General features: G+C 59.6%; 21 protein-coding genes. 14 read left to right on the top strand and 7 right to left on the bottom strand.

What is annotated here, in order from left to right:
• Window positions 1-12: 12 nt before the first annotated feature.
• Together ISN39_RS12690 and ISN39_RS12685 are read right to left on the bottom strand one after the other, a co-directional pair.
• Complete coding sequence (locus tag ISN39_RS12690; protein WP_194727733.1) at window positions 13-1065, bottom strand: ChuX/HutX family heme-like substrate-binding protein; 1053 nt, start codon at window positions 1063-1065, stop codon at window positions 13-15.
• 9 nt (window positions 1066-1074) lie between these two features.
• Window positions 1075-1254 (bottom strand): hemin uptake protein HemP, encoded by a 180-nt coding sequence (locus ISN39_RS12685; RefSeq protein ID WP_039845633.1) that lies wholly within the window; start codon window positions 1252-1254, stop codon window positions 1075-1077.
• Between the two features lie 143 nt (window positions 1255-1397).
• Here ISN39_RS12685 and ISN39_RS12680 point away from each other — a divergent pair, with 143 nt between their 5' ends.
• From ISN39_RS12680 to ISN39_RS12655, 6 genes are all read left to right on the top strand, one after another.
• Window positions 1398-1841 carry a hypothetical protein gene (locus ISN39_RS12680; RefSeq protein WP_194727732.1) on the top strand — a complete coding sequence of 148 codons (444 nt, stop codon included), beginning with the start codon at window positions 1398-1400 and terminating at the stop codon, window positions 1839-1841.
• A gap of 61 nt (window positions 1842-1902) precedes the next feature.
• Window positions 1903-3183, top strand: coding sequence for an energy transducer TonB (locus tag ISN39_RS12675; RefSeq protein ID WP_194727731.1), 1281 nt, complete (start codon window positions 1903-1905; stop codon window positions 3181-3183).
• Between the two features lie 109 nt (window positions 3184-3292).
• Window positions 3293-3706, top strand: a complete 414-nt coding sequence (locus ISN39_RS12670) for a DUF2325 domain-containing protein (RefSeq protein ID WP_039845630.1) — start codon at window positions 3293-3295, stop codon at window positions 3704-3706.
• Window positions 3703-3969, top strand: a complete 267-nt coding sequence (locus ISN39_RS12665) for a hypothetical protein (RefSeq protein WP_194727730.1) — start codon at window positions 3703-3705, stop codon at window positions 3967-3969. The genes ISN39_RS12670 and ISN39_RS12665 overlap by 4 nt, the downstream gene beginning before the upstream one ends.
• A gap of 10 nt (window positions 3970-3979) precedes the next feature.
• The gene (locus ISN39_RS12660) at window positions 3980-4294 is read left to right on the top strand and encodes an antibiotic biosynthesis monooxygenase (protein ID WP_194727729.1); all 315 of its coding nucleotides are present in this window, start codon (window positions 3980-3982) and stop codon (window positions 4292-4294) included.
• A complete protein-coding gene (locus ISN39_RS12655; protein WP_194727728.1) occupies window positions 4291-4656 on the top strand; it encodes a VOC family protein in 366 nt (121 codons plus the stop codon). The genes ISN39_RS12660 and ISN39_RS12655 overlap by 4 nt, the downstream gene beginning before the upstream one ends.
• A 2-nt stretch (window positions 4657-4658) precedes the next feature.
• Here ISN39_RS12655 and ISN39_RS12650 read toward each other — a convergent pair whose 3' ends face one another.
• Together ISN39_RS12650 and ISN39_RS12645 are read right to left on the bottom strand one after the other, a co-directional pair.
• Window positions 4659-5030 (bottom strand): DUF423 domain-containing protein, encoded by a 372-nt coding sequence (locus ISN39_RS12650; protein ID WP_194727727.1) that lies wholly within the window; start codon window positions 5028-5030, stop codon window positions 4659-4661.
• 8 nt (window positions 5031-5038) lie between these two features.
• Entirely contained in the window at window positions 5039-5428 is a 390-nt protein-coding gene (locus ISN39_RS12645; protein ID WP_194727726.1) for a group II truncated hemoglobin, read from the bottom strand.
• 154 nt (window positions 5429-5582) lie between these two features.
• Here ISN39_RS12645 and ISN39_RS12640 point away from each other — a divergent pair, with 154 nt between their 5' ends.
• The 3 genes from ISN39_RS12640 (at window position 5583) to ISN39_RS12630 (ending at window position 7742) form a co-directional block, all read left to right on the top strand.
• Entirely contained in the window at window positions 5583-6146 is a 564-nt protein-coding gene (locus ISN39_RS12640; RefSeq protein WP_194727725.1) for a TetR/AcrR family transcriptional regulator, read from the top strand.
• Window positions 6147-6167: 21 nt separating this feature from the next.
• Window positions 6168-6509: an SMR family transporter gene (locus ISN39_RS12635; RefSeq protein ID WP_074069229.1), complete on the top strand. Its 342-nt coding sequence runs from the start codon at window positions 6168-6170 to the stop codon at window positions 6507-6509.
• Window positions 6510-6698: 189 nt separating this feature from the next.
• Window positions 6699-7742, top strand: coding sequence for a Gfo/Idh/MocA family oxidoreductase (locus ISN39_RS12630; protein WP_194727724.1), 1044 nt, complete (start codon window positions 6699-6701; stop codon window positions 7740-7742).
• A 42-nt stretch (window positions 7743-7784) separates the two neighbouring features.
• On the opposite strand, the gene ISN39_RS12625 is transcribed toward ISN39_RS12630, so the two are convergent.
• Window positions 7785-8975, bottom strand: coding sequence for a glycosyltransferase (locus tag ISN39_RS12625; RefSeq protein WP_194727723.1), 1191 nt, complete (start codon window positions 8973-8975; stop codon window positions 7785-7787).
• A gap of 303 nt (window positions 8976-9278) precedes the next feature.
• Here ISN39_RS12625 and ISN39_RS12620 point away from each other — a divergent pair, with 303 nt between their 5' ends.
• The 4 genes from ISN39_RS12620 (at window position 9279) to ISN39_RS12605 (ending at window position 16110) form a co-directional block, all read left to right on the top strand.
• Window positions 9279-10619 carry a polysaccharide biosynthesis/export family protein gene (locus ISN39_RS12620; RefSeq protein WP_194727722.1) on the top strand — a complete coding sequence of 447 codons (1341 nt, stop codon included), beginning with the start codon at window positions 9279-9281 and terminating at the stop codon, window positions 10617-10619.
• Window positions 10620-10651: 32 nt separating this feature from the next.
• The gene (locus tag ISN39_RS12615) at window positions 10652-13912 is read left to right on the top strand and encodes a Wzz/FepE/Etk N-terminal domain-containing protein (protein WP_194727721.1); all 3261 of its coding nucleotides are present in this window, start codon (window positions 10652-10654) and stop codon (window positions 13910-13912) included.
• Window positions 13913-13916: 4 nt separating this feature from the next.
• Entirely contained in the window at window positions 13917-15218 is a 1302-nt protein-coding gene (locus tag ISN39_RS12610) for a glycosyltransferase family 4 protein (RefSeq protein ID WP_194727720.1), read from the top strand.
• A gap of 208 nt (window positions 15219-15426) precedes the next feature.
• On the top strand, window positions 15427-16110 hold the full coding sequence (locus ISN39_RS12605) for a sugar transferase (protein ID WP_074069225.1): 684 nt from the start codon (window positions 15427-15429) through the stop codon (window positions 16108-16110).
• Window positions 16111-16560: 450 nt separating this feature from the next.
• Here the strand turns inward: ISN39_RS12605 and ISN39_RS12600 are convergent, their stop codons facing one another.
• The gene (locus tag ISN39_RS12600) at window positions 16561-18054 is read right to left on the bottom strand and encodes an oligosaccharide flippase family protein (RefSeq protein ID WP_194727719.1); all 1494 of its coding nucleotides are present in this window, start codon (window positions 18052-18054) and stop codon (window positions 16561-16563) included.
• Between the two features lie 240 nt (window positions 18055-18294).
• Between ISN39_RS12600 and ISN39_RS12595 the strand changes: the two genes are divergently transcribed.
• Complete coding sequence (locus ISN39_RS12595; RefSeq protein ID WP_194727718.1) at window positions 18295-19089, top strand: 4'-phosphopantetheinyl transferase superfamily protein; 795 nt, start codon at window positions 18295-18297, stop codon at window positions 19087-19089.
• Here the strand turns inward: ISN39_RS12595 and ISN39_RS12590 are convergent.
• Window positions 19013-20608 (bottom strand): hypothetical protein, encoded by a 1596-nt coding sequence (locus ISN39_RS12590; RefSeq protein WP_246763197.1) that lies wholly within the window; start codon window positions 20606-20608, stop codon window positions 19013-19015. The two genes, ISN39_RS12595 and ISN39_RS12590, sit on opposite strands and share 77 nt — an antisense overlap.
• Window positions 20609-20646: the final 38 nt, after the last annotated feature.

The following is a 20646-nucleotide window of genomic DNA, read 5'->3' as shown; positions in this document are numbered from 1 at the left end:
CGTTCCGCTCCTTTACGCTGCGATGCTCGTTCCGGCCTTCGGCAGGCTTTCGATGATTTCGCGCCAATCGATACGCTCGTCGAAACCTTCCTTCCGCTTGCCGAAGAACTGGATGATCATTTCGCCCTTGGCGTCATAGGCTTCCAGCGAAGTGACGTGGCCATCCTTGGTGGGCTTGCGCACGGCCCAGGTCTCGGCGATGTGGTCCTGGCGAAGGTGCAGGTGGAAGGTCGGATCCATGATATTGATCCAAGGTCCCATCGCCTGAACGTTGAAGATCGGGCCGGCGTGGATCTGCACGATGCCGTTGTTCGCGACAAAGCACATGATCGGCAGACCGGCTTTGACGGATGCGTGCATCATCTCGGCCGTCGCCGTGTTGCCGAGCTTCCAGGCGTAATCGTCGCCGACCGTGCGCAGTGCGGCCTGGCGGCCGATTTTCAGGCGCTTCAGCATGCCGAAGAATTCATGCGTGTCCGTGAGCTTGCTCCAGTTGTCGCGCAGCTCGTCGCGGCCGACGTCGCCGCTCTCATCCTCTGAAGCGGAGATTTCGGCTTCGACGAATTCCTGCGACTGGTCGTCGAGCTTCAGATCAGCGACGATCGAGCGGTAGGCCTCGACGTTCGAATTCGGACGCAGATGCACCTTGTGGACCGCGTTGCCCATCTTGTCGAAATACTGCAGGCTGAGGCGTTCCTCGTCGCCATTCTTCTTCGTGACGGCAAAGCCATAGGCCCAGCGGCTCGGGAAGATGCGAAGGTCGATGTTTTCGCCGAGCACGATTGCGCTCTGCATGCCCATTTTGATGTTTTCGAAGACGCCGATCTTTTCGTGGACGGCACTTTCATTGCGCGACAGCGCCATGACTTCGCCGAGTTTGGCCACGCGCTCCAGAAGCTTCAGCGCGCTGGCGTCGATGCGGGTCGCGGAAATGCCGACTTCGGCGGCGACGAGGGCCGCTTCGGAAATGTTCAGCCGCGCTGCGATATCGCGCTCGCGCATCTGCGAATTTTCGGCGCGGAACGCGCGAATTTCGGCCGGTGCCGGTCTGGTCTCATCAGTCATCTGCCACCCTTACTTATTGAGAATGAGCTTGCCCTGCCGGGTAATTTTCATGCGGTAGACCACGCCGTCATGCCGGATCATGATCTCGTTCGCGCCGCGGAAAATGTCCGCGCTTTCGATGGTGCGAATTTCGGCTGCCTCCCGCGGGAGAGGTGCATGCTTAAAGGTGTCTGGCTTCTCAACCATCATTTCGGTTGGCAATTTCCGCTGGTGCCGGGGGCTTGTTTTCCTCCGGTCTTGATACAATTATCTTGACTTTCATAGTCACCATTTTTTAAAGACGCAATAGAAGACTTTTCAACTCAAGTTTTAGAAATTACATGGAGAACGGTATGGCGGCGGGCAGATTTGCGGCACTTGTGGCAGGCGGATTGATGACGGCCGGAAGTCTTTGCCCCGCTTATGCGCAGGATGCCGCCGCGGCCGCCCCCGCGAATGCCCTCGAAGTCGAGTTGAATGCGCTGACGCCCTCGCAGAAGGGCTGCATGATGACCTTCGTAGCGCTCAATAAGCTTGCCGCACCCGTCAACAAGATCTCTTTCGAGCTTGCCTTCTTCAACGACAAGAACGCCGTCGACAAGATCACCGTGCTCGACTTCCGCGATCTGCCGCAGGGCAAGAAGCGGGTGCGGCAGTTCGACATGCCGAATGTGAAGTGCGAGGCCGTAACCCGCATTCTCATCAACGATACGCCGGTCTGCGACGGCCCGGCAGCGGGCGAATGCATGAAAGGTCTCGTTACCCGTTCGCAGATTTCCGTTCCCTTCGAGGGGTGAGCAATTCGCGCCGGAGTTGATCTCCGGCGGGCTTCAGTTTCAAACCGGCCGGGGCAGGCACATGGCAGTTTCAGCGAAATCCAAGTTGCGACGCGATTTCATCGTGGAGCAGGATGCTGACGGTTTGAACGACAATATGCCGGGTATCCACCCCGGTCATGAAATGCCCGAGCTGCGCAATGCGCAGCGCCAGCCCGCCGCAGAAGCCGTGATCCACTATGCGCGCCTCTCGCTGATCGAATCTTTCCCGGAACATCCGCAGACGCAAAAGACAGCCGCGGCAGACGCCCCGCCGATGGACCATGGTGCCCTTGAAAAGCAGGCAAACGAGCCAAAGCCGACCAAGCGACGCGTCGCCGCTGCCTGCCTGACGTCCTTTGCCTTTCACGCCATTCTCTTCACGGCCCTGGCAATCGGCTTCGTCGTGACGCCACACGACCCGGAGGAGGAAGCGGGCGAGGCCGTGAGCGTCGTCATCCTTGGCGATTCCGAAGCCGACCAGGCCTCTGCCGGCGATCCGGATCTGCAGGTCGAGCCGCAGCCGGAAGAAGTGGTTGCCGAAACGGTGCAGCCGCAGACTGTCCAGCCCACGGAAGTCCAGCCGACGGAGGTTCCACCGGAAACGGTGCAGCCGACCCAGGCGGAAGCCGTACCGCCAATGCAGGAGGTTACGCGTGTTTCTCCCGAGACAGTAACGGCGGCAGAGCCTGAGGTGTTGACGTCGAATGTTCCTGCTGAGACCTCGGTCGTGCAGCCGATGGCCACGGAGACACCGGAGGAACTGAAGCCTGTCGAGCCGGTCGAGACCGCCGAAGCGCTGCCGGAGCCGGTGCAGCCGCAAGAGGCACCGACGCCGACAGCCAAGCCGAAGGCTGAAAAGCCGAAGCCGGTGGAAAAGAAGCAGCAGCCGAAGAAGACGGAAAAGAAGATTGCCGGCTCCCAAGGCGAGAACAAGCAGGATTCCAGGCGAGGGGCCAGCGACGGAAGCGAGACGGCAGATTCCGACCAGAACTCGCGCAGCGCCGGGAGCTCCGGCGGAGCCGGGAGCGCAGCCGTTGCCAACTATCCCGGCAAGGTGCAGTCGCGCATTCGCCGCGCAGTCAAGGTGCCTACGGAATATAAACGGATGAGCGCTTCGATGAGTGTCCGCGTGCGCCTGACGATCGGCGGCGACGGTTCGCTGGTGTCTCTTTCCGTCGCGCGCAGCTCCGGAATTCCCGAGCTGGATCAGGCGGTTGTGGCCGGCGTGCGCCGTGCCTCACCTTTCCCGCCGCTGCCTTCCGAGTGGGGCAAGCCGAGCTGGACCTTCACGCAGGACGTGCAGATCTCGGGCCGGCGATAAAATATGACAAAAAATATCAACTTTATACTTTACTCTAAAAATCAAGTTTAATAAGGTCCGTTCGCGCACGTTAGAATCGTGTGACGATCAACGAGCGAACGGGTGATAAATGGCTCGGAAGGCGAAGAAGGGATCTAACCGGGAAATCCGCGTCAGCGCGGATGTGGCAGCGCAGACGGCGCAGCAATCTTCCGGCGGATCGAAACTGGATGGCCGCAGTTTCCTCTATGTCGGCGGCCGCGATTGCCAGGTGGCGCATCTTCGCCAGATCGCGAGCAGCTTCGGTGCCGAACTGATCCATCATGACGGCGGGCTGCGCGAGGCGGTCTCGCGGATCGACACGGTTCTTCCCTCCGTCGACTGCGTATTCTGCCCGATCGACTGTATCAGCCACGATGCCTGCCTGCGGGTGAAGACCGGCTGCAAGAAGTTCGGCAAGGCCTTCATTCCGCTGCGCAATGGCAGCAAATCGAGCCTCGAGCGTGCGCTGCAGACAATGAACGAACGAGACAATTCCCGATGAAAGACCAGCGCCCTGACGGGTTCATGATGATCGGCCTGCATAAGCTCGCCGCGCAGAATGGCGACGGCCTCGTGCCTGAGCTCTACGATCTCTTGGTGAAAAATGCCGAGCGCCAGCAGCTTTATCCGAACGTGACGGAGTTTCCCGTCTGGGAAGCGCGCATGCCGGGAGAAAAGACCGATGCAGCGCTTGGCCGCGAGGCGGCAAACGGCAATAATGTCGTTGCCTTCCCGCAGGCCCGCGCGGACGGCACGAAGGTGTGAGGAGCTCCCGATGTATATTGCGATGAACCGCTTCAAGGTCGCAACCGGCGCCGAGGCGGATTTCGAAAATGTCTGGCGCAACCGCGACTCCAGTCTGGCGCAGGTGCCCGGCTTCGTCGAGTTCCGCCTGCTGCGCGGCACGACGGATGCGGAGGAGGGCTATACGCTATTCTCGTCGCACACGGTCTGGCAGAGCGAAGAGGATTTCCAGAACTGGACGAAATCCGAAAACTTCCGCGCGGCGCACCGCAATGCGGGTAACCATAAGGTCATGTACAAGGGGCCGCCGGTATTCGAAGGTTTCAACGTCGTGGACGGCATATGAGCGGCGATCCGGACCGTATCGAAGTTCTTCCGGTCCTGCCGTCGCTCGATATTGCCGAGACGCTTGCCTTTTATCGTGACGAACTCGGCTTTGCGCAGATCGTGCACCATACGCCTGACTATCTGATCGTCAGGCGCGATGAGATGGAACTGCATTTCTGGCGCACCGACGATGCCAGCCTGCCGGAGAAGACGTCGATCTACCTGCGTGGCGGGGGCATTGCGGCCCTCCATGCGGAATATCGCGCGAAGGGCGTCAGGCATCTGACGGATATGCAAGTGCGACCCTGGAACATGGAGGAATTCTACATCCATGATCCGCACGGGAACCTGCTGCGCTTCGGCCGGGTGCCGCAGCGCTAAGCTTATGGTTTGTTGCGCATCAAGCCGCCGGCGGCGATCGCCAGCCAGCCGAACATCATCGCCCAGCCGCCAGTCGGGGCGGCAAAGGGAAATAGCCCGATCCCCGCAAGGCGCAGCATCACGAGATCGCCGGCAAAGAGCAGTGTGCCAACGATGATCAGAAAACCGGCCAGGCGGGCGGTTCTGATCTCCTTAATTCCAATTGCGAGACCTAATAGTGCAGGGGCGTGTGCCAGGCACATCGCGGAGGCGGAGGCTGCGAGCGCGGCTTCACCACCACCGTGGGCCGCGAGGGCGGCAAGTGCCACGCCTGCCGCGCCGAAGAGACCGGCAAAGACGAAGAAAAACGCTGCGGCACGCGTGTTCGAGATCATGGCTGATCTTACTCCCTGTTCTGCATATGAAACGCCAGCCGTTCGATCGGCGGCCAGATGATCTCACGCAGCTTCTCGTTGACGATCGTCTCGTCCATTGCGCGGCGGAAGCAGACCAGCCACTCGTCACGCTCGATCGGGCCGATCGCGGCGACGAAATGGCGGCTGCGCAGCCGCGGATGGCCGCGTTTGTCAGTATAGAGCGGCGGGCCGCCGAGGTAGCCGGTCAGATATTCGTAGAATTTCTCCTCGCTACCTTTGAGACTCGGCGGATGGACCGCGCGGACACGCCTTGCCTCCGGCAGCGTGTCCATCAGCTCGTAGAAACGCTGCGCCAGCGCCCGCACCGTGAGGCCGCCGCCGATCGCTTGATAGAGCGTGATAACCTCTTCCGTCAAATTCCGTCCCCTGAAATGCACTTCTTAATGCACTGCTGCTGCGCTATTCGCAACCGGTTGCGATGCGCCGCGGCATTTCGCCCAGGATGCCTGAGGCAGAGCGTGCCCGCAGATTCTGATTGACAAAACCGTCCAGACGGTATTTTTATAGAACATGTCAACTGCTCATCATCGCAAGAAACAGCCTGTTCTCGTGCGCCGGCAATTGCTGGATGTCGCCGCACGCCTTGCGACGGAGCAGGGCATGGCGTCGGTGACGCTCGATGCCGTCTCCGGCGCATCCGGCATCAGCAAGGGCGGTTTGCTGCACCATTTCCCGACCAAGAACGCGCTGCTGGATGCGTTGTTCGACAGTCTGCTCGAGCGCTTCGATCAAGAACTCGATGAACTGATGCGGGCCGATCCGGTGCCGCAAGGGCGCTTCACGCGCGCCTATCTTTTCGTGTGCGCCGACATCAGCAAAAGGACGGATGACTCCCGTCACTGGACGCAGGTGACGATTGCAATGCTGGCCGAGCCGCGACTGCGCCAGCGTTGGCGGGAATGGGTGCGGGAGCGGGCGGAAGAATATGTCGGCACCGACTCGTCGATCGACGCTCAGATCGTGCGCTTTGCTGCGGACGGTCTCTGGCTTGCCGACGCGACGGAAAGCAACTTGATCGGTACTGCCGAACGCAGCGCGCTGATTGCCCGGCTTACCGAACTCACGAAGCGCTAATTATTTTCGAAGGACAGAACCATGAGCCCGGCTGCCGTCTACGCGCTGCTTTTCGCCGCAATCATCCTGGAAGTGATCGGCACGACCGCGCTGCAGCTCTCGCAGCAGCTCACGCGTTTCTGGCCGAGCGTACTTCTCGTCGTCTGTTACACGGCTGCCTTCTACGTCCTGTCGCTCACTTTGAAGGTGATCCCGGTCGGCATTGCCTATGCGATCTGGAGCGCTTTGGGAATAGTGCTGATTTCGGTGGTCGGGTTTGTCTGTTTCAAGCAGCGCCTCGATCTTCCCGCCGTGCTCGGGCTCGGGTTGATCATTGCCGGCGTTCTGGTCGTCAACCTCTTTTCAAAATCCATTTCTCATTGAATTTTCTTGGTTTTCTCCGTTCATTGCCTCGCTTTGCAAGAGCAGCGCCAAGAGGTCTATGTGCCGGCTGCGTTGACGAGCATCGCGGATGCCCCAAATGAGCCGGTAAGGAAGGCACTGGAGCCGGTTGAAGAGCGCGGCCCGAAACCGCACCGGACGGCCAAGCAGCTCACTGCTGAGGGAGCATCCATGCGACTACTCGTTCTTGGTACGGGCGTGATGGCGAAGAACCAGTTGCGCCATTTCGCGCACATGGATGGTGTCGAGGTCGTCGGCGCGGTCGATACCGATCCCGATCGCCTGAAGCTCTTCGCCGATGAATTCGGCGTCGAAAAGCGTTTCCTGACATTGGACGACGCCATAGCCTGGGGTGATTTCGACGCCGCGACGAACGTCACGCCGGATCGCATCCATCACCCGACGACCATAGCGCTGATTGCTGCCGGCAAGCATGTGCTCTGCGAGAAGCCGCTGGCGGAAAACTATCCGAAGGCTCTGGAGATGACGGAAGCGGCGGAAACGGCAGGCGTCGTCAACATGGTGAACCTCACCTACCGGAACGTCGCGCCGCTGCAGCGCGCCCGCGAGATGGTACTCGCCGGCGAGCTCGGCACCATCAAGCATGTAGAAGCATCCTATCTGCAGAGCTGGCTCGTGTCGCGCGCCTGGGGCGACTGGCGCACGGAATCGACTTGGCTCTGGCGCCTTTCGACCGGCCACGGCTCGACCGGTGTGCTCGGCGATGTCGGCATCCACATCCTTGATTTCGCCGCTTATGGTGCAGCGACCGATATCGATCACGTCTTTGCCCGGCTGAAGACCTTCAACAAGGTACCGGGCGGCCAGATCGGCGAATATCTTCTGGATGCGAACGACAGCTTCACGATGTCGCTCGATTTCGCCAATGGCGCGCTCGGCGTGGTGCATGCCAGCCGCTGGGCGACGGGCCACTTGAACGAGCTCAAGCTTCGCATCTACGGCGAGAGGGGAAGTCTTGAGGTCAACCATCGCCCTTCCGGCTCGGATTTGCGCGGCTGCCTCGGCGACAACGTCGAAAGTGCGACCTGGAGGGAGATCGAGGCCGCTCCGGTGGCGACCAACTACCAGCGCTTTGCCGACGCGGTGATGAGCGGCCTGCAGCCGGACCCCAACTTCCGCCACGCCGCCAACCTGCAGAAGGTGATCGATCTTGCCATGATCACCGAGCGCGAACGGCGTGAACTGAAGGTGTGATTTCGCAAAAGCTCTGCGCGCCCTGCCAACGCGGACGCTCCGTCAGTGGACGATATCCGTTCCAGGCGGGGGGACGGGAAAGACGCTGTCCAGAGGAAACCGGCGGGCCTCCGCATGGGAGCTCGCAGCAAGCGCGCTACTTCTTCTCGCCCGAAGTTCCTCCTGGATGATCGAGTCCATGCCGAACTTGAAATTCCTGGTGCTGAACCGCGCTGCGTGCGTGCGAATGGTTTCGGGATCGAAATCCTCGGCGTGTTCTTCGAACGACCGCACTGCGTCGACGATGGCTTCAACGTTCTGCTCGTAGAAGAGGAGGCCGGTTTCTCCCGGCACGACCGTTTCAAGCGCTCCGCCACTGCCGAAAGCGATGACCGGCCGGCCGCTCGCCATGGCTTCCACCGGGACAAGGCCGAAATCCTCCTCTCCGGGGAAGATCAGGGCGCGGCATCGGGCCAGTTTTTCCTTGAGAACCGGAAAGGGCACCCGCCCCAGGAATTTCACGGTCGGCCCCGCGATCGACTTCAGCATGGCAAGCTCTTTGCCTTCGCCGATGACGACGAGGTTGCGTCCCATTTTGGAAAAGGCCCTCACGGCGAGATCGACCCGCTTGTAGGAGACGAGCTGCCCGGCGCAAAGATAAAAGTCCTCGATGGTATCCGACGGCGCATAGTCCTCGACTGCTACTGGCGGATAGACGACCGTGGCGGAGCGTCCGTAATACTTGCCGATGCGCGCTTTTACATGGTGCGAATTCGCGACGAAACGGTCGACGCGCATGCTGGTGCTGACATCCCAGGACCGCAGAAGCGGGGCGATCACCGGAAGCATCATTCTGGAAGCGAGGCCGGCATGCGAACGATAGACGTGATAGTGGTCCCAGATATAGCGCATCGGCGAATGGCAGTAGCAGACATGTGTCGAATGCGGCGGAGCAATGATGCCTTTGGCGGGGCCTGATTCGCTTGAGATGATCAGGTCGTATCCGCTGAGGTCGAGGCTTTCGAGCGCGAAGGGCATCAGCGGAAGCAGCGACTGATAATGCCTGACGGCACCCGGCAAGCGCTGCAGAAACGACGTCTTGACAACATGCCCCCTTATTTTTTCGGAGACACGGCTTTCATCGTAAACGAGGGTGAAGATGTCGGCGTCTGGGAACATGTCGCAGAGGGCCTCGACGACCTTCTCGCCGCCGCGCATCGAAACCAGCCAGTAATGAACAATCGCGACACGCATGATGTTTCCCTCGCCAACCAGTCGAGTCATCATCGTTGAAGCGGGGGACATTCCACAGAGCCTAGATTGGTCTGCAACGGCCCTAAAACGGGGTAGAGCCACGGCCGAAAGACCTATGTGGAGTGGGCACTTCGCCGGAGATACCGCAACTGGGGGAAGCGGCCGGTGGTTTTCTACTCCGTCTTCCTCAGATTGGACTAAAGCAGCCTGCGTCGCGGTGGATTTACTCGAGTTGCATTAGGCGCATCATCGAAATTCGGCGGTTTGCCCGCTGCAGAATGACGAGGAAAACAAGGTCGCGCCATGCCCATTGCTGCCGTACGCAATTCAAAAACCGCATTGCCCGGCGCCCGTCGTGTCCTCCGCTTCATCATGGCGGCAGGGCTCATTGGCACCGCTTTGACCGGACAAGCCGTCCATGCCGCAGACGACAGCTACCGCATCAGAGCGCAGACGAGGATGAAGGTCTCGGTCGTGGAATGGGTGTCTTCAACGGGCGAGTACAAAGAATGGACCGCTCTCAACGGCGAATTTGCCGTGTCTCAGCGCGGCGATATCTCGATGCCGATGGTCGGCGAGATTGCCGTTCTCGGCAAGACGACGGAAGAAACGGCGATCCTGATCGGTGAGAGGATCAAAAAACTGACGGGGCTTGCGACCGCTCCCATCGCCTCGGTTGAGATCGCCAGATATCCGATGGTCTATGTCACGGGTGCCGTCGAGCGGCCGAACGAGTTCGAATTCCGGCCAGGACTGACCGTCAAGCAAGCGCTTGCCCTGGCTGGCGGACGGGAACGCCGCAACGACCGCTCCGGCGAATATGCCGACGCCGAGCAGATTCGTTACGCCGGGGAATTCAGCCGCCTCGAGCTTCAGGCAAAACAGCTCATGGCCCGCCGCGCCAGACTGATCGCCGAGCTGAACGACAAGCCTTCCGTGGATTTTCCTCCGGAACTGACCGGCGCCCCCGAAGGTTCAGTCGTGGGCCAGATACTGAAAAGCGAAAGCGCTCTCTTCACGGCAAGAGCCGACGCCTTGCGGCACCAGCTGGAATCCGCAGCAGATCTCATGAAGCTCTTGCGAAGCGAGATCACTGTGCTCGACGAGAAGATGGTGGCGCAGGAAAGGCAAGTCCAGATCGCCCAGGATGAGCTTGGCGACATCGCAAAACTCGTCGACACCAAGATCCTGACCACCTCCCGCAAGACATCCCTCGAACGCATCGTCGCCGATATGCAGAGCGACAAGCTCGATCTGGTCGTCGCGTCCATGCAGGCCAAGCAGAAGCTGAACGAAACCGAACGCGAAGCACTCAACCTGAAGGGCGAGCGCAAGACAGAGGTGGGGCAGGAACTGCAGGTAACAGAAGCGGAGCTGGAAGACGTGCGGTTGAAGCGCTCCACGACCGTTCAGCTGCTGCAGGCCGCAGGCGCATCCATTGCACGCTATGAAAGCCTCCAGGCCGTCGACGTGCAACCGCTGGAATATTGGCTGACCCGCGGCGGTGACTCGGGCACTGCCGCTCCGGTTCCCGATAGCGCTGAGCTTGAGCCGGGGGATGTGCTGGACGTTCGCTACAATGTCTCCAAGAACCTGGACGGCTCGATGCTTTCGTCCGCCAATCCTCCTCCGCGGGTGCAGTAAATCATATGAATTCGAGGATCGGGCAAAACAATATGGTTGTTCACGACATCGGCAAGCTTATCCCCGGCGATCAGTTCGGCAAGAAGCAATCAGCTGACACGGAAAATATATCGTTCGGCGACATATGGCGCTTTCTGAGGCGCCACACCTTGATACTTGCCTTGTTCACAGCGGTAGGCGCTGCCGCGGGCGGTGTTTATGTCGCCACCCAGCCGCCGCTCTTCTTCGCGGCTGCCCGCCTCGTCATGGATCCCGAGCAGGGCCGGATCGCGTCCCAGGATGCTTTCACTGGAACGATCATCATCGAGGCGGCTGAAATCGCCAGTCAGGTGGAGATCATCCAGTCGGAGCCGATCGCGAAAGCGGTCATCAACAAACTCAATCTCTCCGAGGATCCGGAAATCCAGGACAATGCGTCGTGGCGGTCGATCGTCAAGGACTGGCTGCAGTCGATGGTCGGCGAAGCGGCTGCACCCGCCGCACCCGGCCAGGAGGCCTCGGACGAGGAGATACGCATGCGCAGGACGATGGCGTCGTTCCTGTCGCGGGTCTCGGTCGTCAGGGTAGGGCAATCCTATATCCTCGAAATCGGCTACAAATCTACCGATCCGCAAAAGGCGGCTCGCGTCGCGAACGCCCTTGCGCAAGCTTATATGGATTCGGCCGTCTCCGCGCGCGCCGCAGCAGCGCAAAGCGGGGCGAACTGGCTGGAAACCCGGTTGATCGACGTGGAGAAGCAAGCCCGGCAGGCGGCATTGGATGCAGAAGAATTCCGGGCCATGAACGGCATCATGGAACTCGGCACCACATCGTCCCTGGACCAGCAGCAATTGTCCGAGATCAGCAGCCAAGCCATTTCCGCAAGCGCCGAGACCGCTGCCGCGTCCGCCAAGCTCGATACCCTCAATCGGATGATGGCGGGGGAAACGGTTCGCGGCAGCGTTCAGGAGACGATCGACAACCCCCGCATACAGAAACTCCAGGAGGACGTCAGCCTTGCTACGACCAGGCTGAACAATCTGATAAGCCGCTACGATCCTGGCAATCCCGCGATCGCGGCCGCCAAAGAGGAAGTTGCACGGCTAACCGGCGATATCAGGAACGAACTCGTCCGCATCCAGGAAGTATACAAAACGAACCTGCAGGTCGCGCAAACCCGCGAACGCCTCCTCAATGACCAGATGGCGGCGCTGACTGCTACCGGCACGGACAAAAACCTGGCGCGTGTGAAACTCACCGAAATGGAAAGCCGTGCGACGACCTATCGCCGCATCTATGAAGGAATTCTCCAACAACTGACGGGCACGTTGCAGAAGCAGTCTTTCCCGCTCGGAGATGCCCGTGTCGTGACGGCCGCGTCCGCGCCGCTGACGAAGAGCTCGCCGAAACCCTCCATCATCCTGCCCTTCACCACGCTGATGGGCCTGGCCGGTGGTCTCCTGCTCGCGCTGCTTTTTGATGGAAGGGGCAAGGGGATTCACTTGAACTCCAGGTTGCGGCAGGAACTCGGTATAGCGTCGCTCGGCAGCCTGCCTCTTCAGGGCGCAACGGCAGTTTTGCCCGCCGGGGCGAAGGCGGCAAACCTGCAGGCCGCGATGCCGCTGCGGGGTGTGCTCGATGCGCCCTATTCCGATTTCACCGAAGCCTTGCGAGGCGTGAAGAACTCCATTGGTACGGCATTCCGCCCCAATTCGCCAATGGTCATCGGCATCACGTCGGTCGGCAGCGGCGAGGGAAAGACGACGGTTGCGGCGAACCTCGCGCAGCTCTACCAAAATGAAGGCACGCCGGTCGTCCTCGTCGATGCCGATTTCCAAAAAGGCTTCCTGAGCAAAGTGGTGAGTGCCGCCGGGGAGGACTTCGGGCTCGGCTTGCTGCGGATGGATCATGTTGGCGAGCATGAGCCGCAAGCCGCCGAACATGTCGGGGCGGGTCACGATGAGCACGGCCGCAGGAGCAGGAGAAACAGGGACGACGAGCATGCTGAAGCCTCCACCCTGGTTCCCGTGCTGACCGTTGAGGAGACAAGGCGGTCTGCCGCGTGCCACCAGATATTCGGTCATCTTGCAGCGCTCAAGACGGAAATTGAGCTACTCCGCCAGAACTACGGCGTCGTCATCGTCGACCTTGCGGCATTCGAAGGCTCGGCGGATACCCGGCATATCTTCAACTTTCTGGATGGCATCGCCATTGTCGTCGGCAAGCCGAAGAAAATGACCATCGAGCGGCTGTCGGCCGCGCTTGCGAGCTTCGGCGCGTCGCGGGTGAACCTGCTCGGGATCATCGCCAATCGCAGCGGTGGCAGCAAGCGTCCACCGGGAAAGCCTGCTTCGTCGCGGCGGAGCGAACCTACCGCAAAGCCGGCCGCTCCCCATCTGGCCTTCAATGACAAGCCGCGCGGGCGCCCGCTCAAGGTGGCTGTCGGCATCGCGAGTTCGGGCAGGCGCGAAATCCTCTCTGCCGTTCTTCCCCATATATCGCACCAGACGCGTCAGCCCGAGGAGGTCGTCATCTGCGTGCCGTCGCTTGAGGATGTCGACCGAACGAGCCTTTCCTCGCTCGCATGCCCGGTCAGGGTACTGGTTTCAGAGCGCGGACTTTGCCTTCAGCGCAATACAATTCTCGACAGCATCGTCGGTGCGGATGTGGTGCTCTTCCTCGACGACGATTTCCTGATGACGCCCACTTACATCGAGGACACTGAGCTGCTGTTTCGCACCCGGCGCGATATCGTCATGTCGACGGGCACGGTCATCGCCGACGGGATCACCGGGGCGGGTATCTCGGTCTGCGACGGCCTGAAACTCGTGCAGAAGGTTCGCCGCCCGCAGAAACGGGAGAAATCCTTTAAGCCGATCTATAACGCCTATGGCTGCAACATGGCTGTCCGTGTTTCGGCGATCATGGCTTCAGGCGTCCGGTTTGACGAGAATCTGCCGTTTTATGGTTGGCTTGAAGATGTCGACTTCAGCCGCATGATGGCGCGATATGGCGAAGTCATTTGTGCCGACCATCTGCAGGGCGTGCATCTCGGCACGAAGGCCGGTCGAACGACCGGCATCAAGTTCGGATATTCGCAGATCGCCAATCCCATCTATCTCGTGCGCAAGAACACCCTGAGTTCGGGACGGGCGGCTGCGCAAATGGGCCGGAACCTGGCCGCCAATCTTGTCAAAGCCTGGCGCCCCGAACCCTGGGTCGACCGGAAAGGGCGCCTGAAGGGCAATGCGATCGCAATTTTCGATCTTCTGATGGGCAGGCTTGCCCCGCAGAATATCAGGACGATGGGGTAGGATCGTGATTCAGCGCTATCCCGATCGTGTTGTCGTCATCAATGACCGTTCGACAAAGGTCGGGGGAGCCTCCAACCTTGCCATTCTGTCGGCGCATTTGCTCAAACGCGCCGGCATTGCCGTAACCTATCTGGCGGGCGACGCGGCCGGAAGCGAGCTACCGGCGGACGACACCATCAATCTCGGCGGCGCACCGCTGACCGCGCAGGGGCGGATCGCAGCCTCGATCAACGGGCTTTACAACAGGCAGGCGCTCGATGCGGTGCGCGAGGTCATCGATAGTGCCGACACGGCCTCGACCATCTATCACGTCCATGGCTGGTCGAAGATCCTTTCGCCCTCCATCTTCCAGGCCCTGTGGCCCGTCCGCCAGCGCGTGGTTCTACATGCACACGATTATTTCCTGTGCTGCCCAAACGGCGGCTTTGCGAACTACCGGAAAGACACCGTCTGCACGCTCACGCCGATGTCGGTTCCGTGCATGACGACGCAATGCGACAAACGCGGCTATCACGAGAAGATCTGGCGTTCTGCACGCCACTTGCTGCGGGAGCGGCTCTATCCGACGGACGAGCTCCCGGCCAATATCGTCATCGTGCATCAGCGGATGCGTGAATATTTCGAGCGCGCCGGCATCTGCACCGATCATATCGAGACCATTCGCAATCCGGTGGAGCCGTTTCTGCGCAGAGGGGCCGAACCCTGGACGATGCGGGATTTCTTCTTCGTGGGAAGGCTCGAGCCGGAAAAAGGGTTCGAGGATGCCGCGCGGGCGGCGCGGCTTGCCAATGTGAGGCTCCAGATCATTGGCGATGGCGCAGGGCGGTCGATATTGGAGCGCGACTATCCTGAAGTCGTCATCCACGGCTGGAAAGCGAAAGGGGAGATGCACGAACTCCTGCGCAATGCGCGCGCCATCGTCGTGTCGTCGCGCGTGCCGGAACCTTTCGCGCTTGCAGCCGTCGAAGCGATCGGAAGCGGAATTCCCGTTATTGTGCCGGACGCCGCCTTGTTGGGAAACGAGCTTGAGGAATTCGGTTGCGCGCTGACATTCAGGACGGGGAACATCGGATCGCTGGCGACGGCGATGCGACGGCTCGCAGCCGATGATGCGGTGGTACGCTCCATGAGCTTGAACGGCCTCAGCAAGGCGCCCGGGCTTGCTCATTCGCCGGAAACCTGGGGCGAAGCGCTGATCGCTCTCTACGGCCGGATCTTGGCGCGAACGAGCTTGGCTGGCGTTGCCGGCCGGCTACCTGAACGATCCGGCAATCGATCCGCCGCCCATCGCCATCCGTTCATTTAATTGAACGGCATCAAGCAGATACCCTTATTGAAAGCGGTTGCGTCCTCTCGTGTATCGACAGTTTTAAGAGGTGAATAAATCAATGGTCCCGCCATCGGTATTCGGGCCTACTTCTATCTGACTAAGGCTTAGCCGTTCTGGTCAATTGTCTATTCTGGCCGACACTGCCAACCTTAACTGTGGGTTGAGATACAAACGGGGTTTCAAAATGCTATCGTTCTTTGATGGCGTTGCTCAGGACGGGCAATCGGCTCGGCTACGACGGCCGACGTCGAGAGATTATCGCCTGAAGCGTGCCGGGGACATCCTGATTTCCGGATCGGCGCTGGTTTTCTTTCTGCCGTTTTTCGCGCTTATCGCGGTGGCCCTGCTGCTGGTTGATGGGCGGCCGCTCATATTCCGACACGAGCGTGTCGGCCGCTACGGCCGTTCATTCCCATGCCTGAAATTTCGCTCGATGCGGAAGGACGCCGATGCGCGGCTGGCCAGCATTCTCGCCAACGATCCCGTGCGGCGCGCCGAATGGAATGAAACCCAGAAGCTGGTCAACGACCCGCGCGTCCATTGGCTTGGCAAATATCTCCGGATGACGAGCCTCGACGAGCTGCCGCAGCTCTGGAACGTCTTTTGCGGCGATATGAGCCTTGTCGGCCCGCGGCCGATCGTGGCCGATGAAATGGAGCGTTACGGCCGTCAGATCCATTACTATCTCGCCATGACGCCGGGCCTTACCGGTCTATGGCAGGTGCACCGGAACAAGGACACGACCTATGATGAACGGGTGCAGTTCGACGTGGACTATTATCACAGCTGCTCGATGTCGGCTGATTTGAAGATTATCTGGAAGACGATCGGCATCGTTCTTTTCGCGCGCAACGAATCTACCAGATGAAAAAGGCCATCACGGCGCCCCATATCACCAGGCAAAAGAGAATAGCCGCCCACCGCAGAACGAATTTTGCGGTGGGAGAACGCATGCGTTCGAAAGGGACTTTTGAATGCATCCGTCCGGCCTCCTGCCGACGTTTCAACACCAAGACTCCTTGGCTTCGAAACTGGTTGGGCTTAGACGCCTTGCTTCGCGCAACTTCAAACTGAACTGCCCGCAAAACATTCTTCGCTTCGACGAAGACAACAGCAAGCATGAATGTCAATCGACATGCCAATTATGCGTCCGGTTGTGCTCCTTTTATGGCGATTCTCCTCTATCTCGCAAGTCTACTTGGCTTTCCCATCGGTTTTATAGCCTGAAACATAAGGGCAGCAGAGGCTATATTTGACAGCGGCTCGCGCCGTTCGATCAGGGAAACCGATAGATTACGAACAGGCCGAACTGCATCCATTAAATGGCCGGCCTGAATCTCTTTCTCAGATATTGCATGACGAAGTCGTATTCATGCAGTCCTTCGGACGAAGACATGCGGGCCATGAAAAACATGCTGCCAAGATAGACAAGCGCTGCAACGGCGGCCGTTGCAATCGATAGCCACAACTGCCGCAGAGGATGGTCAACGGAGTCGCCGAGATAGATTCCCGGCACCAGGCAGAGCGCCATCAGCAAGATCGGAGCGAAATATTTGACCCCTTCCTTGGCTTGCCGGGCAAGGCTCAGGCCGATCGATGCACGGACGATGGCAAGCGAAGTGGTGAGGCTTATCGCGGCGGCGATCGCCTGTCCGGCCAGTATGCCATACAGCCCGTAAGCATATCCGAGCAAGCAGATCAGCATCATTTTGGAGCAAAGCTCGATGACGTTCTTGACGACGATCAGATGCATCTTGTCGGCCAGGAAGCAAATGGAGTTCACGAGTGCCGTGGGAAGGCTGATGATGGCGATCAGCGGCAGGCATGTGAGGATGAAGGCGGCACCATGCCAGGAAGGCCCAAGTAATATCGTGACGACCACATCCGCGAGGATCGACAGAAGCACAAGCGCCGGCGCGACCAGGAAGACGATCGTGCTTGTGGCGCGCAGATAGGCTTCACCAAGCTTTTCATGCGACGGAATCTGCGAGAATGCGACGAGAAACGGCCTGAAGAGCGGTTGGACCACCGACTGATAGGGAACGGCAGTAATGTCGCTTGCAACGGAATAGCGGCCGAAGGAAACCAGGTCCATAAAGCGCGGCAGGAGGAGTTTTTCGAGCTGCCAGTTCACCGATTGGAGAATTTGCGAGAGCATGTACCATCCGACAATGGGCGCAAACATCGACCAGTCCTTAAGTGACAGAACTGGCCGCTGTGGCGCGTAGATATAGGAGACGATCATCATCAGCATCGGGCCGACAACCGTGCCAACCGCGATCGCCCAGTAGCTTCCGGTATACAAGGCCATGGCTACGGCAGCACACAAGGACGCTATCTTGCCCGCGGCCTCCAGGATGAAGTCCGGGCGAAAATCGAAGCGCTGCGTAAAAAGTATCAGCTTCGGGCTCTTAAGCCCGCGCATGACAGGCGCCAGCGAAAGCACGCAGATCAGGGTGGTCAGCCGCGGCTCGTCATAGAACAATGCGAGCGGATAGGCGAGAGCACACAGCAGCATGCCAACGATCAGACCCCTTGTCAGGCCGATCGTCAGAGCCGTGTCGAACATATCCTTGGTTGGCGACGGGTCTCTGATGAGTGCGGCGGCAACCGGCATCTCGAAAATCGCCTCGGCTATGAGAACCGAAGACATCGCCATCGCCACCAGTCCGAAATCCGATGGGCCGAGCAGCCGGGCGAGGCACAGGAGCGTTACGAAATCCAGTGCCTTTGAAGCCAACTTGCTGCCAACCGTCCAGGTGCCGGCTTTTGCCGTCAGGCTGGATAGCGACGATGGCTGACGCGAACTCATTAATACGACTCCATCGGTGCCGGCACTTTGAAGATTACCAAAATACGGCGAAGGCCGGAGCATGGCCAAGGTGCCCATAAGCGTAACTCTCTACCGACTTTGGATAGCTTGCCTGTCGGGCCGCAGACCAGACAAACTGGTGCTCCGTGCAGGTGACGCCTGCTGCCATTCTGAGCTTGGCTGGCAGACAAACGGCGGTCCTGATCGCTCTCTATGAACTGTCGGCAGGGGGTGGGGGTAATGCGTGACGGCTTGAGCGCTGATGTCATCGATATCTGGATATGGAACCTGGAGGAGGCAAGCACTTCGCAGGCACCATATCTCGCAACGCCATTGACGGCCCGCGAGCTCGATGCGGCAGCGCGCTTTGTTCACGAGCGTGATCGCCGCAGGTTCGTTGCAGGCCGGTCGGGGCTGCGCCGAATTGTCGGCAGCTACCTCGGAATTGAGCCCAACCGCCTCAGCCTGAGCTACAATGCCTATGGCAAGCCGCGCATCGCAGCGTCGAACGGCAGGATGTTGCATTTCAACCTCAGCCATTGCGGCGGGATGGCGGCGCTTGCCGTATCAAGCTGCTACCAGGTCGGGATAGACATAGAAAAGGTTCGGCCTCTGAAGGAAGACAATGTCAGCCGTTTCCTGTCGCCGAAGGAGGAAACGACCCTCGCTGCACTTCCGGCCGCAGAGTATCGTCGGGCGTTTTATTCCGTCTGGACACGCAAAGAAGCCTTCGTCAAGGCGATCGGCGTCGGTCTCTCGTTTCCTCTGGATGCATTCGACGTCACCGTTGGCGATGGTCTTCCGCCGCGCCTTGAGCGCCTGGATGCAGACGGAAATACGCCGGCGGATTGGAGTCTGTTCGACCTCGAAATGCCACCTCCATTTGTCGGGACGCTTGCGGCGCTGACCGGCGGAAGGCATGTCAGCCTGAACTATCGAGACGAAAACGCCCTGTTCTTCATGTCAAGCGCGCATCCAGAACGTAACGATTGGCCGCCTCATCAAAATGATGGCAGCCAAGCAGGCCTTTCTTGAAGTCCGGCGTAATCGTTCGTATGCACCGCTCGCTGTAGCTGTCGAGGCTCAGCTCGTCGATTTCCATGATGTTCAGTCCATATCCGTAGATGCCATAGGCATTGCGCTGCGAAGGCCTGTAGAGGCGGCCGCCGCGTTCGAACATGCGTCCGGCATTTCGCGCGAGCGTGCTGTCTATGACGACCGGATTATGCCGGTGCGGCATCACGCGCTCGAGCTTTGGACCGTCGACCTCGAAAACATAGAGTTCGCTGCAGTGATCTTCATAGTCGTGGAAATCCGACAGATTGGTGAAAAGCCACCATTTTCCTCCATGACGCATCAGCACGCTGTCGGCGGCCGACCTGCCTTCGAGCGCCGTCGAGTACAATTCCCATTTCAGCGGAAATTCGACGCAGCGCCAGATCTGGATCTGGCGCGATTGGTGCCGCTCGGGCATCATGAAAATATCCTCGCCATCCCTGAAGACAAAAGGATAGGAAAGGTGGTGCTCGCAACGCAAGGCTATCCCGAGGTGTTCGAGCTTGTCTCCGCGGAAGCGCCCGACGGCAATGTGGGCATTCTTCTGGCCATCCGCATAGGCTTCGCAGAAGAGGTAACATTCGTTCTCGTGTTCGAAAAGGAACGGATCCGCCTTGATCTCGTTCATCGTTGGCGGAATTTCAACGGATTGCTGTGGGTCGAAATCCTCGATGTGACCCCCGCCGGTATAGAGGGCCCAAACGGACGAACCGGAATGAAGCTTCTTCCTCAGCATTTTGATGCAACGTGCGGCGAGGTCGCCAGCAAGCGCAGCAACGTAGCGGCCAAGGTCTGAAGCGGACGGCGGGGGGATTGCCGGGATGGGCCGGCGGGCGATCACATGCAGTTGCCGTGTTTCGGCAAGGCGTCTCAATTCGCGCATAAGCAAGGTCACGCCACGCTCCTTTATGGAGGCGGCAACGCGCGCAGCACTTGTCTTGGTATTGAAGAAGGAAGACGCAATGACGTCAACGCTTCCGTCTGGTGCTCCGGATTTATAAAGCAAGAGCTCGACCGATGCCGCCTTCGAAATTGTGCCACGATAGGCGAACCAGTCGACATTTTCCGAGACCTGATCGCTGCAACTCAACGCCCATTCTCCGAACGGCAAGGCATCACTTACGCCTGATGGCAGGCCCGAGGGCGTCATACGAATGACGATGTCCACTTCCAGGTCCTGCATGAGGCGTCGAAGGATGTCCTGGCTCTCCGCCGTTTCTAAATCGTGCGATCCCATGTCGTCGAACCGCTGGGATTCCGGCGAATAGGATTTCGGCAGATAGGGGGTCTCATGGGTAAGGAACCTGCGTTCCAGACGGGCCTCGAGTGCGAAGAGCTTCGGCACCCGAACCTTAGGTGCCGTCTGATGCACGATGATGCTTGCAAGATCAAAAAGAGGCTCGGAAGCAAGCCGGTCAAGCACCATCAATTGCCATGCTTCGAGCCGATCCCTCGACCTTGCCAGGACCGCAACTTTCAAAGGTCTGTGTGCTGCCATTCCCATCCACGCGTGCTCCCAAAATAGACGAACGTCTG

Origin of the sequence: Rhizobium sp. 007 (assembly GCF_015353075.1) — a bacterium.
In the GTDB taxonomy this organism is placed as follows: domain Bacteria; phylum Pseudomonadota; class Alphaproteobacteria; order Rhizobiales; family Rhizobiaceae; genus Rhizobium.
Note: the sequence above shows the minus strand (reverse complement) of the source record. Positions and strands in the feature narration are given on the sequence as shown.

Coding starts and splice junctions, on each gene's coding strand:
- ISN39_RS12675 (WP_194727731.1), top strand. CDS start 1,903: ATGGCAGTTTCAGCGAAATCCAAGTTGCGACGCGATTTCATCGTGGAG.
- ISN39_RS12600 (WP_194727719.1), bottom strand. CDS start 18,054: ATGAGTTCGCGTCAGCCATCGTCGCTATCCAGCCTGACGGCAAAAGCC.
- ISN39_RS12620 (WP_194727722.1), top strand. CDS start 9,279: ATGCCCATTGCTGCCGTACGCAATTCAAAAACCGCATTGCCCGGCGCC.
- ISN39_RS12635 (WP_074069229.1), top strand. CDS start 6,168: ATGAGCCCGGCTGCCGTCTACGCGCTGCTTTTCGCCGCAATCATCCTG.
- ISN39_RS12595 (WP_194727718.1), top strand. CDS start 18,295: ATGCGTGACGGCTTGAGCGCTGATGTCATCGATATCTGGATATGGAAC.
- ISN39_RS12640 (WP_194727725.1), top strand. CDS start 5,583: ATGTCAACTGCTCATCATCGCAAGAAACAGCCTGTTCTCGTGCGCCGG.
- ISN39_RS12670 (WP_039845630.1), top strand. CDS start 3,293: ATGGCTCGGAAGGCGAAGAAGGGATCTAACCGGGAAATCCGCGTCAGC.
- ISN39_RS12650 (WP_194727727.1), bottom strand. CDS start 5,030: ATGATCTCGAACACGCGTGCCGCAGCGTTTTTCTTCGTCTTTGCCGGT.
- ISN39_RS12680 (WP_194727732.1), top strand. CDS start 1,398: ATGGCGGCGGGCAGATTTGCGGCACTTGTGGCAGGCGGATTGATGACG.
- ISN39_RS12630 (WP_194727724.1), top strand. CDS start 6,699: ATGCGACTACTCGTTCTTGGTACGGGCGTGATGGCGAAGAACCAGTTG.
- ISN39_RS12605 (WP_074069225.1), top strand. CDS start 15,427: ATGCTATCGTTCTTTGATGGCGTTGCTCAGGACGGGCAATCGGCTCGG.
- ISN39_RS12660 (WP_194727729.1), top strand. CDS start 3,980: ATGTATATTGCGATGAACCGCTTCAAGGTCGCAACCGGCGCCGAGGCG.
- ISN39_RS12625 (WP_194727723.1), bottom strand. CDS start 8,975: ATGCGTGTCGCGATTGTTCATTACTGGCTGGTTTCGATGCGCGGCGGC.
- ISN39_RS12615 (WP_194727721.1), top strand. CDS start 10,652: ATGGTTGTTCACGACATCGGCAAGCTTATCCCCGGCGATCAGTTCGGC.
- ISN39_RS12690 (WP_194727733.1), bottom strand. CDS start 1,065: ATGACTGATGAGACCAGACCGGCACCGGCCGAAATTCGCGCGTTCCGC.
- ISN39_RS12685 (WP_039845633.1), bottom strand. CDS start 1,254: ATGATGGTTGAGAAGCCAGACACCTTTAAGCATGCACCTCTCCCGCGG.
- ISN39_RS12665 (WP_194727730.1), top strand. CDS start 3,703: ATGAAAGACCAGCGCCCTGACGGGTTCATGATGATCGGCCTGCATAAG.
- ISN39_RS12590 (WP_246763197.1), bottom strand. CDS start 20,608: ATGGCAGCACACAGACCTTTGAAAGTTGCGGTCCTGGCAAGGTCGAGG.
- ISN39_RS12655 (WP_194727728.1), top strand. CDS start 4,291: ATGAGCGGCGATCCGGACCGTATCGAAGTTCTTCCGGTCCTGCCGTCG.